Origin of the sequence: Bacillus sp. DHT2, from assembly GCF_026241455.1 — a bacterium.
In the GTDB taxonomy this organism is placed as follows: Bacteria; Bacillota; Bacilli; order Bacillales; family Bacillaceae_G; genus Bacillus_A; species Bacillus_A pseudomycoides.
The window spans coordinates 1-10,626 of record NZ_JAPHWH010000038.1; the positions used below are offsets into that span (position 1 = coordinate 1).

Genomic DNA, 10,626 nt, shown 5'->3' on the forward strand with positions numbered 1-10,626 from the left:
TCCACCCCCTTTAAGACTTCCTTGTCTTTAAAGGATTTTTTTAACTCTTTTACAGAAATCGCTGCATTGCTCATACTTTTTTCCTCCTTATAAAAAGCACCTTGCGGAGCTAGATTGCCTATACTCTCCTATTTAGTCTGACTGATAATCTGTATAACTTAGTACCGAGTTAAAAATATAACTGAATAGCGAAGGTGGCAATTCACATTTGTAACCAGCTATTCAGTCGGTATTATCTATTACATTTATTTTTTTCCCAATCGTTTCATGATACTCTGATTCAAATCTTCACGATACTTGGCGACATAGGTTTTAGCGTTTGCTACTAGTTCGTCGGCAAAGGACGCCACGTCGTCCCCAGTGATTTCCAGCACTTGTCTGCCTTCCGCCGCACCGGCTTCGAATAACTCGATTAATTCATATTGTATGTGCAGCATATCCATCCCGTTGCCCGCTGAGAAATTCCACATGTAGTTTTGAATTTTCTTAAATACAAACTGGTAGTCCTCTGGAAGGGCTTCAACCCGTGCCATCATCATTTTGTACTCTTTTTTATTACCAATCATTTTTTTGAACATTTCCAACATGTTATTTTTCCTCCTTTTTTATAAAGCTGAACAAGACACTCCAAAAATATCGGACGGAATATCTTATGAAGCTAGATTGACTTCAAGACATTAATTTTTGATGATACAAAATCCCATTTTTTCCAAAACAATTCAAGTTCCTGGCGGCCAGCCTCATTAAGTGAGTAAAACTTGCGGGGCGGCCCCATATCTGACGGTTTCTTTTCTATGTTCACAAGTTTTTTCTTTTCTAATCGCACGAGGATGGTATAGACCGTCCCTTCCACGACTTCGGTGAACCCAAGCTCGTTCAGGCGGCGGGTAATCTCGTAGCCATAGGTTTCATGGCGGCTGATGATTTCCAGCACGCAGCCTTCCAGCGAACCCTTCAGCATTTCAGTTAAATTTTCCATGTTTAGATCCTCCTCTCCCTCCTCTATTTTGTCTGGCTTATATTCAGTATAACAGAGTACTAAGGTGAATTTTTACTAAATAGCTTTTGGAAAATCACTCTATTCAGTATTACTTATTACACGTATATTGTATCACTTAGTAGAAAGTGTCAACTATTTTTCTTAAATTTTTTTTGCAACCTAACTATTCAGTGGTGTCAGTATCGAGTGTGACTTACTACAGGTATATCGTAACACGTAGTAGGTATGCCGTCAACTGGATTTTCTAAATATTTTTAAAACCAGCTATTCTCATTGTCATGTTAGGTTAGGTTAACATAACGTCTCATTATAGGCATATTAAAAGGATCTTCTGATTGAAGATCCTTTTAGCTTTAGCAGTTTGTTCAATTAAAGCGCCCGTTAGCTGAATAAGTCCTTATTCAGAGGAAAATCATACCACCATTATGTAATAAACAGCGGCACCCTTTAAATGCTGCTTATCAAGGAGACCAGCTTATTCATAAAAAAACTTTTGAAAGTAAATGGATGAGAGATTTACATAAACAAATCGAAAGGAAAGATCAAGAAAACAAGGAGGAGCTTTCATTTAATATTGATAATAATGCACTAATTTTTGAATCTGTAATTAATAACATACTTTCTTTAGTAACTTCCATGAGAAATGACAGGAGCAATTCTAACTATTTATTAGTTTGTTTAGGAGTATTTTAGCTACCCTTAATGAAGAAGGCAAAAATGTGATATTAAACATAGTGAAAGAAGAACTAGCTAACTTCAATACAACTAACACGCAGGTATAAAAAATTCATAAATTGTAGGAACCGTTCCACAACTATTCATATTATGTAATTACTGTATGCCAAAATCCCCTTTATTGGTATGACCGAATAAGATATCTAAACTAAATTATATCAATCACTAATAATTGTCTTCTTTTTATCATACTCAATTTCAAACTTAATAATCTTCTCTATTATTAAGTTTAAAATACTCATTATCTTCTCTTTCCTCAATGTATCATCGTAATCCTCTTTTCAATGCTGGAGTCAATTGAATACGCTTCTGCTTTCCTGTTTTCTTTTCTCTCATTGAAATATGACTACCTTTTAAGTCTCCTACCTTCAATTTGAAAATATCGCTAATACGTAATCCTGTATTAATTCCCATTACCAAAAGAATATAATTACGCTCATTCTTTTCCTTGAGGTGCTCTTTAATTTGTTGTATTTGATCTGGATCACGAATAGGTTGAACAAAATTCATAGATCATCCCCTCCATACTGACTTTCTACCTCATACACTTCTAACCTAAGAGCAAAAGCTAGCTAGACTTTACGTCTATCTGTATACTCACTCATGCCACTCTCGTTATAAACCATGTAGTCAAATACTTCTTCAGCTTCTACATAACGCTTTATAATAATGTCTCTCTGATTCTTACTAAAACGACTTAACGTCTTATCAATCTGAAAAGATAGACGTTTTTATCTTTCCTCTCGCTTACTCAATCCCAAATTGGCCAAAGCAACTTCTTCAGCTAGTTTACCTACCATTTTTGTTGGGCCATAATATCTTATTTCACAAGAAGCTGTAACCCTCATTTCTGATCATCCCAAACTGTCTATAAATACGAACGTCTTCAAGAATCTTTTCTAAGCGAGCATGCGTTGCTTTACGATCAATCTTTGGCAAGAAAGTTAATTGATTCATACATAAACACTCCTTGTCTATTTTATTAATAAAATATAAAAAAGCGAACACCAAACTACAGAGCAATATTGCTAACGCTCTTTATAGTTCAATGTCCGCCGGTTCTTCCAGTAGGACTAAATATTCGAGTTTCCTGCACTTCGACATCTATTATATCCTTCGATACATTTAAGATTCAAACATCTTACCATTAATATTTATATATAACTTCTATAGAAAATATCCACTAAATTTCAACTTACAAATAGTATATTGACCCTATTGTTCTTCATATAAATAATAATTTCTATCCTCTGGTAGATGCAAAATAATTATTTTTCTATTACCTTTTTGAAATTCTATAGTATGACCATTTTCACCAAGATATTTCCAGCCCTTAGCTTTGTTTATAGGAATAATACTATAATATCTATAAACATTCGGTTTATCCTCTTTAATATAAATGGCTGACATCGGTACAGGAAAATCGTCAATCTTAGAATCTTTATTAGATGTAAAAAGAAATATTAAGCCACCTAACACCGATAGACATACCAAAATAATTATATTTTTTCTTTTAACCCCTTTCATAATAATCACTCCCTTACTTCAACTGTCGAGAATGCCGTGCCGTATTCCTCATTATTTAACATAACCATGATTAAGTTTGGTTAGCTTTTCATTGATGTCAAAAATTCTTACCCTAATATCTTTAACACCAAACGATTGAAGTCTGTTTCTATGCATTTCAGCATATTTTTCAGCATCTTGTTTTTCTTCAAATACATAGATACCTCCAGCTTCTTTTGTGTCTTGATTCTCTGTCCATATTTTCCAATGGAACCCTTCTTCTTCGTTAATACTATTTGCTAAATCCCAAAATGCTTTTGCCATCTCTTCACCAAAAGGACCTTCAAACGCAAAATCAACTTGTAATAGATATGCCATTTTCAATCACTCCCATTTTCAATATTTCTCAATGTAAAGTTCACCAAAAATTTTTTTAATTTGCTAGCTACCAGATAAAAGCCCCCTTTGTACAAAGGATTTTAATCCATTTTTCGGTGATGGATACATTTCTTCAATTTCTTTTGAGAACCGTCACGCTCCTTTTTCGAGAAACGTTGCTAGTGTAGAGACTGGGTGCTCTTGGATATTTTTCACATTTAGTAAAACTTGTTTTAATCCTATAATATAATTTTCTAACGATACAGCATTTTTAAGACCTAAAGTTATTTTTTGATACACGGATTTTTCAGGTGCCTAGCAAAATAAAATTTCGAAAGTCTTCTCAGCCTTCAAAATCAATAGTAGTATCATATTATTCTCAACATAATCGCAACAAATTCGCAACATTTTTCATGGACAACAGCACACTTTCTCAACGCATTTAATATCATAATATTAAATATCAAAGCGAGGTGCTCAAAATGACTTGGTTAATCATCTTAGGGTTCATTCTATTATTAAATATAAGTGGTATAAAATCTTATGGTATTCATGTTATTTTTAAGGTAAATTCAGATACAAAAGCTAAGCCAGGTTGGTCTTTTTCAAATAAGATAGATTTTCAAACGTTAAAAGGTTTATTAAAAAAGAAAAATTTAAATAATCTCAAAAACATTACACTCGGTGAACTCTTTATTCCTGTAGATTTACTTAATAGATTATTAGGTAAAACACTAATTTTCCTCATTTTATTTTTTTACTCACAGTATTTTGGTTAAATACATTATCAGTTAGTTTCATATATCATTAGATACATGAAACTAACGAAACAAAAAACCGCCTGTATAGGCGGTTCTCTTTTACGCTTCCAATTTTGCTACCATTTCATCCAATACATTTTCCTTCAGGTACAAAAACGCTGATTCCTCTTCACTCGTCATTCCTCGATGATTATGTATACCGTCCAGCAATAACCACTCCGCATCCCCTACAATGTTTCTATAACGCATCTTGTCTTCCTCGTAAACTAACATCATCAGCATCTCTTCGGTACTAGCTATTGCCAGTTGTCTTTCGAACTGATCTACATAAAACAACGAAATGGTATCACTCACTCGGTAGATTTCGAATTCGTATGTATGCTTGCCTTGTTTGACCTCCACGTTATACCACATTAACTCCTGTCCGCCTGACATTGATATTTCGTATAAGTTCGAATGTGTTTGCACCATTATTAAGTTCCCCTTTTACGTTTGTTTTTCGCCTTACATGTAAAATTTTAACAGATGGATATTAACGGATTGTAAAGTGGGTGTGAAGTCTCGATTAAACAAAAAACACCTCCCTTTACGAGGTACCCTATCGCACATAGCATGTACGGTAGGTAAATATACAAGCGAAATGAAATAAATTTCCATCTATTGTATTATGCGTAATTTATAAGTAAAGGAATGTGATTATTCGTGAGCTTAAATAACGGAAGAAATTGTAACCATACTGCGATTTCTTGTTCAGTTCCTGGTTCCGTTTCCGTTCCGGAAAATGTGAGCAATATCACAATTATGGAGCTACGAGTTCCCACCGAAGCAGTAGCAGGACAAAGAGCACGCGTTCAACTAGATGCAACAATCGGTACAGAAATTTTTGCCGTTCCAGGAGATGAAGTTACTTTTAGTGTCGATGCCATTACGTATCAGCTATTCCGTAATGATGTACCACTTACAGATATACTTGTATCCGGAAACTATAGAACTAATACGGGTGAAGAGACGCTCTATACCTTTAATTTTACTTTTTCGTGGGTGGATTTACCGGGAGACACGGTATTTCCGCCAGACCCGATACATTACCGAATTGTAGCGAATGTAGGGGATTATTTTCATGTAGCAAGAGCTCAAGTTAGAAATCGTGAGTTTGTTGGTGTGGTTCATCCTGTAGATCCTATACTTCCGTCTGATTCTATTTAAAACGGACTAAGCGCGCTATGTAATAAATAAAATCGACTCCGATTACTGAACTGCACCCCAATTGTTAATTGTTAGACACAATTAACAATTGGGGTGCAGTTCAGTACAAATCCGGTTTCTTTTTCGTTATAATAGACCCAACATTTTAAATTATAAACACAAGACCTCTACAGTCGGAATATCCGCTTGGGCCCACTTTAGCTCTAATAAATTATTAACATTAACCCATTTGAGTTCTGCATGTTCAAGTGCTTTAGGCACACCGGACTCTATGTATGCTTCATATGTAGTTAGATGAACAATAATATTCTCATACTCATGCTCAACTTCTTCTATTTTTTCACCTACAGTAATAAAACAACCTAGCTCTTCTTTAATCTCACGTAATAGTGCTTCTTCCGGCGCTTCTCCTTCATCAATTTTCCCACCAGGAAATTCCCAATAGTTAGGTAATGACATTGTAGGAGAACGTAATGCACATAGTATTTCATTTTGTTTATTGAATATTACTGCTCCAACAACCGATACTTTTTTCTTCATCTCTAATCACTTCCTTGATATCGTTTCACTCTTTTGCGTTATCTCATCTTCCCGTTTTATTCTGCTCTAGCTTTTTCTTTAATTTCGCAACATCTTCATTTTTATTTAACACATGTAACTTGCGATGACAATTTGCACCTACTCCAACAGTGTTATAAATCGGGTCTTCCCCACCATCCGATAGCCATTTTACATGATGAGCTTCTAAATATGGATTCCCTTATTTATCTTTGAAAGGAGCATGCTGTTCGCACAATTCACATATACCCTGTGCACGCCTCTTAGCCAACTCAGCTACATATTCATTACGCTGATATGTTTTCGTTTTTTGTAAATCGTTTGTTACTAATAGATATTACCTTTGTAGCACGGTCCTTTAGTTCTTCATAATTTAATCCTCTTGCTTCTTTCATTTCTTGCTCTTGTCGAATCTGAACAATATTCTGAGGAAGTACTACATTCTTAGTCAATAACTGGATTGGAAAAACCCATACTTTTCTATTGATTCCTTGCGTATCCTCCTGAATCTCTTGAAAAGGTTGCTCTATAAGCTTTACTTGCCCCATAAAGATATGTTTATCTGTTTCAAACGCTTCCAATAAATAAACGCCTACTCCATTTTCATTAGAATCATGTAGAGTCTTGTTTTGATTTCCTTCTAAAACTTAATCCCCTTCTTTCCCCATTCCCGTGTAATATAGTATATCTTCATTCCAACGATCATCGTAAATACCCTTTGTATGATCAGAAAATAATACTAATGTATTTGCTCTTTTAGATTTCCTCATTCCCCCCATATTTCCACATTTGAATCTCTTAGAAATTTCGTTATTATTCTAGATTTGACCGATTACAGATGTTCCGAACGAGAAAGTTCACTACGGTGCGACAGCGCTCCCACTTTTAGGAGGGGCGTGTCAATAAACACAACTTTTGGTTATTTGTTGCTTTAAAAATAAAACTGTTAGACAAATGTTGAGAAATATAGAAACTTAATTTCTATTACATTGTATTCCTGCTATCATTATTTATAAGAATATTTGAAAAAGGAGGGGTTTTCATGAATGTCAAAGTTAAGGGGAATGAACAAATTAAAGAACTATTAAATAATTGGTATCAAGAAATACGTTCACGTAATATAAATAATGCCCATTGTTTAAAAGAAGAAATTGATACTCTTATTCCCAATAAAAAGGCAGACTCAAGCTTATTACTCTACTATTACCTGCTAGATTTCGGATATAACTATTTAGTAGATAATTTGAGTATTTCAAAAAATAGTTTTGATAAAATTGAATCCTTTGATATGCCAACTGATAATTCCCTAGCTTACTACTATCATTTTTATAAAGCTATTCATTCTAACGCAATCGGTAATTATAATCTTGCTAAAGAGCACTATGATAAAGCTGAAGTATTACTTAATCACATCTCTGATGAACTTGAACAAGCTGAATTTTACTATAATTTAGCAACATATCATTATCATATTTACCAAGCACTCTTAGCCATAAAGTATGGGACGAAAGCTAGAGATATATTTTCTGAACACACTGGTTATGAACTCAAAACAGCTTATTGCGATAATTTATTAGGTTTAGCTTGTACACATTTAAGAGAATTTGAACTTGCTGAAGAATATTTTATTACGGCAATGGGGACATTCCAAAAGCAAGAAAATGAAAAAGCAATCTTATTAGTTCGTCATAATTTGGGTTTAATGTATGCCAGTCAAAATATTTCTAGTTCAGCAATTCGATATTTATCAGAAGTTGTTGAGAAGAAGCCCCATCATTACAAAGCAATTTTTGTTAAAGCAAAAGAACATGTCAAACTAAAAGAAGAAGAAATTGCATCCCAACTCATTGAAAAAGGGTTAACCATCTGCAATGACTTAGGTAACAAAGAGTATCAATATCGCTTTACAATCCTAAGAGAAATGAACAAAAAATCTCCTGCTGAAAAACTAGAAAAAGGAGTACTAGCAGGAATGGACTACTTTAAAACAGAAAGGTTATGGGAGTACGTTCAAGAATATACCGAGGCATTAGCAGTTCAGTTTCATAACGAAGGAAATTTTGAACAAGGAAGCAAATATTTCTATTTAAGTTATGAAGCTAAAAAAGAAATTTTTAAAAAGGAGGCGTTAAAGTGAAAAAAGTATTATTAGGAATGCTGTTGATTACATTTCTAGCAGTAAGCACACATACTTCAGTTGGAACTCAAACAGTTACTAATCTTATACAAAGTTTAGCCGACGGTGATACAGGTTGAATTATTAACAAAAAAGAACGCAATCCCAAAAGTGGGAAAGCGTTCTTTTTTATAATCCCGTACCACCCTTTTTAACTTTAATGACATTTTTACTTCTTGTGAGATTGCAAATCATTTTTCAATACATCCCAAAGTGGATTCTCTTGACGTATTGGCTTACCTTCTTCGTCCCATTTTATCTTTCCTGTTCCGAGTTCATAATTCATTCCTGTCCAAGTATCTTCACGAAATGCGTAGAACGATTGATGCCAACCTTTTTGATTGAATATAGAAATAAGGTCTTTCATATATTGAGTGGCTCCTGGAACAGTACGATTAATTCCAAATTCCTCAGCAATAATTCGATTAGATGGTGCATGATTTTTCTTAGACCACTGGTGAATAGGATGCGAAAATTTTTCTAATCCCTTTTTATTCCACATAACAGGTTTCTCTAAATCTCCTACTTTTACAATCCCAGGATATTGATACTCTTTATTTTGATTTTCTCGTTGACTTGTTAATTCATACGGCTCATACATATGAAATGCGTAAAGCATTTTATATTACAAACGGTGATCCTTCTGGAAATTAAGATAAAAAAACATTCACCTCTCTAATCAATGTGAGCCATTTCCAAACGTTGAAAATTTGTTATACACTAGGAAAATAGCAAGCAAACTATTCAATAGCAGGTGAAAAAATATGTATGATGTTACAATCATCGGTGCTGGAGTAAGCGCTGTTTTTATGGCTTATGCATTAGCCCAAAGCAACAAAAATATCTTAATTCTTGATAAAGGTAAGCCATTAGAATATCGAAATTGTCCTTTAGAACAAGGGGAATTATGTAACTGTAATGCATGTGACAAATATTTTGGTTTTGGTGGTCTAGGAAAATCTGAAGGGAAATTTAATTACACAAACGGGTTTGGAGGAGAACTTGAGAAAAAAATAGGTAAAGAAGTTTTTATAAAACTAATGGATGAAGTAGATAAGATCCTATGTCGTTTTGGTGGAAATTCAGTTCTAAAATACTCCACAGACAATCCAAATATCACCAAAAAAGCCGAGGCATGTGGTTTACAAATGCTAACAACACAAGTAAGGCATCTAGGCACTACACTTTCGATCGACATTTTTCAGCAACTCTACAAATATTTACGTGACAAGATAGATATCCAGTTTCGCATAAATGTACAACATATTGTTAAACAGAAACAATATTTTAAAATTACTACAAATCAAGGAATAGTTCATTCTAAGCAATTAGTATTTGCAACTGGACGCTCCGGGGCGGATTGGTTAAAAGAGATGTGCTCTTCCCTTGAAATTGCACAGGAGCAGACCCGTGTAGACCTAGGTATTCGAGTAGAGATGAAAGAACATCAATTACGCTCAATATTAAAAGACACATTTGAAACAAAACTCTCTTATCAAGATGACAATTTCACAGCAACTACCTATTGTATGAACCCCAAAGGGCGTATTGTTCGTAAGTATGAAGAAGGTTTAGTTATGCCTGATGGACAAAATTTTCGAGAACAAAGAACCGGCACTTCTAACTTAAATTTCACGTTATTTATCCCACGTTATTTCCCTACTCTGACAGAAGCAAATTTATACGCGAGTACAATTATAAAAGGAATTAACCAAGGACGAGATCGAATTGTTGTACAGCGTTTGGAGGATTTATTGAAGGGACAACCTACCTTGGAAAAGATGATGAAATATAATCATATACAACCTACACTACAGGGGGATTATGGAGATCTTAATAAAGAAATCCCTCAATTATACATTGAAGGACTCAAAGAATTTTTACTACGTTTAGAACAATTTATCGGAGAACCTATCGATAAGGATACTTTACTATATGGAATTGATGGGAAATTTTATGCTCCTACGATTAAAATCAATGAAAGGTTTGAAACAACTATTACTGGATTATATTTAATTGGAGATTGTTCAGGTATTACTCATTCATTATCTCAAGCAGCAGCAAGTGGCCTATATGTAGGAAAGTGTTTATCTAATAGCTCTGCACTATAATTATAAAGAATAGTTAATTCTTCATATACAACAAATAACATCATTACTTGACACTCCCCCCTAAAGGGAATAGTAGGAAAACCTTATGGTCTTATATCATATTCCCATTTATGAGTGCATTCTGTTAATATGTACCCTACTTTTCCTATTAAAAAGCCTAATTTCTCAATTGATTGTAGAGAAATTAGGCTTTTT

Annotated in this window: 13 protein-coding genes and 3 pseudogenes; 5 read left to right on the plus strand and 11 right to left on the minus strand. The window is 34.1% G+C overall.

Annotation, left to right across the window (positions count from 1 at the left end):
• Positions 1 to 245: 245 nt before the first annotated feature.
• From ORL93_RS30180 to ORL93_RS30205, 6 genes and pseudogenes are all read right to left on the minus strand, one after another.
• The gene (locus ORL93_RS30180) at positions 246 to 587 is read right to left on the minus strand and encodes a DUF1048 domain-containing protein (protein WP_265960279.1); all 342 of its coding nucleotides are present in this window, start codon (positions 585 to 587) and stop codon (positions 246 to 248) included.
• Between the two features lie 71 nt (positions 588 to 658).
• The gene (locus ORL93_RS30185) at positions 659 to 979 is read right to left on the minus strand and encodes a PadR family transcriptional regulator (protein ID WP_016131412.1); all 321 of its coding nucleotides are present in this window, start codon (positions 977 to 979) and stop codon (positions 659 to 661) included.
• Positions 980 to 2,002: 1,023 nt separating this feature from the next.
• A pseudogene (locus ORL93_RS30190) lies at positions 2,003 to 2,245 on the minus strand (tyrosine-type recombinase/integrase); the annotation flags it as partial.
• Positions 2,242 to 2,692: pseudogene (locus ORL93_RS30195) on the minus strand (ArpU family phage packaging/lysis transcriptional regulator). The pseudogenes ORL93_RS30190 and ORL93_RS30195, both read right to left, overlap by 4 nt.
• Before the next feature lie 258 nt (positions 2,693 to 2,950).
• The gene (locus ORL93_RS30200; RefSeq protein ID WP_033799306.1) at positions 2,951 to 3,262 is read right to left on the minus strand and encodes a hypothetical protein; all 312 of its coding nucleotides are present in this window, start codon (positions 3,260 to 3,262) and stop codon (positions 2,951 to 2,953) included.
• 51 nt (positions 3,263 to 3,313) lie between these two features.
• Complete coding sequence (locus tag ORL93_RS30205) at positions 3,314 to 3,619, minus strand: monooxygenase (RefSeq protein WP_097795983.1); 306 nt, start codon at positions 3,617 to 3,619, stop codon at positions 3,314 to 3,316.
• 482 nt (positions 3,620 to 4,101) lie between these two features.
• On the opposite strand from ORL93_RS30205, the gene ORL93_RS30210 reads away from it, so the two are divergent.
• The gene (locus ORL93_RS30210; RefSeq protein WP_003203174.1) at positions 4,102 to 4,398 is read left to right on the plus strand and encodes a hypothetical protein; all 297 of its coding nucleotides are present in this window, start codon (positions 4,102 to 4,104) and stop codon (positions 4,396 to 4,398) included.
• An 81-nt stretch (positions 4,399 to 4,479) separates the two neighbouring features.
• Here ORL93_RS30210 and ORL93_RS30215 read toward each other — a convergent pair whose 3' ends face one another.
• A complete protein-coding gene (locus ORL93_RS30215) occupies positions 4,480 to 4,851 on the minus strand; it encodes a hypothetical protein (protein ID WP_098161503.1) in 372 nt (123 codons plus the stop codon).
• 231 nt (positions 4,852 to 5,082) lie between these two features.
• Between ORL93_RS30215 and ORL93_RS30220 the strand changes: the two genes are divergently transcribed.
• Positions 5,083 to 5,586, plus strand: coding sequence for a hypothetical protein (locus tag ORL93_RS30220; protein ID WP_265960280.1), 504 nt, complete (start codon positions 5,083 to 5,085; stop codon positions 5,584 to 5,586).
• 150 nt (positions 5,587 to 5,736) lie between these two features.
• Here ORL93_RS30220 and ORL93_RS30225 read toward each other — a convergent pair whose 3' ends face one another.
• The 3 genes from ORL93_RS30225 to ORL93_RS30235 form a co-directional block, all read right to left on the minus strand.
• Positions 5,737 to 6,126 carry a (deoxy)nucleoside triphosphate pyrophosphohydrolase gene (locus ORL93_RS30225; protein ID WP_097795982.1) on the minus strand — a complete coding sequence of 130 codons (390 nt, stop codon included), beginning with the start codon at positions 6,124 to 6,126 and terminating at the stop codon, positions 5,737 to 5,739.
• A 305-nt stretch (positions 6,127 to 6,431) separates the two neighbouring features.
• Entirely contained in the window at positions 6,432 to 6,725 is a 294-nt protein-coding gene (locus tag ORL93_RS30230; protein ID WP_006096842.1) for a hypothetical protein, read from the minus strand.
• A 66-nt stretch (positions 6,726 to 6,791) separates the two neighbouring features.
• Complete coding sequence (locus ORL93_RS30235) at positions 6,792 to 6,914, minus strand: hypothetical protein (protein ID WP_029427407.1); 123 nt, start codon at positions 6,912 to 6,914, stop codon at positions 6,792 to 6,794.
• A gap of 272 nt (positions 6,915 to 7,186) precedes the next feature.
• On the opposite strand from ORL93_RS30235, the gene ORL93_RS30240 reads away from it, so the two are divergent.
• Both ORL93_RS30240 and ORL93_RS30245 read left to right on the plus strand, forming a co-directional pair.
• Positions 7,187 to 8,281, plus strand: a complete 1,095-nt coding sequence (locus tag ORL93_RS30240; protein ID WP_003209465.1) for a response regulator aspartate phosphatase — start codon at positions 7,187 to 7,189, stop codon at positions 8,279 to 8,281.
• A complete protein-coding gene (locus ORL93_RS30245) occupies positions 8,278 to 8,400 on the plus strand; it encodes a hypothetical protein (RefSeq protein ID WP_018768008.1) in 123 nt (40 codons plus the stop codon). Before ORL93_RS30240 ends, ORL93_RS30245 begins: the two co-directional genes overlap by 4 nt.
• Positions 8,401 to 8,489: 89 nt before the next feature.
• Here ORL93_RS30245 and ORL93_RS30250 read toward each other — a convergent pair.
• Positions 8,490 to 8,942, minus strand: a pseudogene (locus ORL93_RS30250) (glycoside hydrolase family 5 protein); the annotation flags it as partial.
• A gap of 142 nt (positions 8,943 to 9,084) precedes the next feature.
• Here ORL93_RS30250 and ORL93_RS30255 point away from each other — a divergent pair.
• Positions 9,085 to 10,431, plus strand: coding sequence for a hypothetical protein (locus ORL93_RS30255; RefSeq protein WP_003209462.1), 1,347 nt, complete (start codon positions 9,085 to 9,087; stop codon positions 10,429 to 10,431).
• Positions 10,432 to 10,626: the final 195 nt, after the last annotated feature.

Bases quoted from the DNA above. Each gene is read 5' to 3' on its own strand.
- ORL93_RS30255 (WP_003209462.1), top strand. From the start codon at position 9,085: ATGTATGATGTTACAATCATCGGTGCTGGAGTAAGCGCTGTTTTTATG.
- ORL93_RS30185 (WP_016131412.1), bottom strand. From the start codon at position 979: ATGGAAAATTTAACTGAAATGCTGAAGGGTTCGCTGGAAGGCTGCGTG.
- ORL93_RS30180 (WP_265960279.1), bottom strand. From the start codon at position 587: ATGTTGGAAATGTTCAAAAAAATGATTGGTAATAAAAAAGAGTACAAA.
- ORL93_RS30215 (WP_098161503.1), bottom strand. From the start codon at position 4,851: ATGGTGCAAACACATTCGAACTTATACGAAATATCAATGTCAGGCGGA.
- ORL93_RS30205 (WP_097795983.1), bottom strand. From the start codon at position 3,619: ATGGCATATCTATTACAAGTTGATTTTGCGTTTGAAGGTCCTTTTGGT.
- ORL93_RS30240 (WP_003209465.1), top strand. From the start codon at position 7,187: ATGAATGTCAAAGTTAAGGGGAATGAACAAATTAAAGAACTATTAAAT.
- ORL93_RS30235 (WP_029427407.1), bottom strand. From the start codon at position 6,914: ATGAGGAAATCTAAAAGAGCAAATACATTAGTATTATTTTCTGATCAT.
- ORL93_RS30210 (WP_003203174.1), top strand. From the start codon at position 4,102: ATGACTTGGTTAATCATCTTAGGGTTCATTCTATTATTAAATATAAGT.
- ORL93_RS30200 (WP_033799306.1), bottom strand. From the start codon at position 3,262: ATGAAAGGGGTTAAAAGAAAAAATATAATTATTTTGGTATGTCTATCG.
- ORL93_RS30225 (WP_097795982.1), bottom strand. From the start codon at position 6,126: ATGAAGAAAAAAGTATCGGTTGTTGGAGCAGTAATATTCAATAAACAA.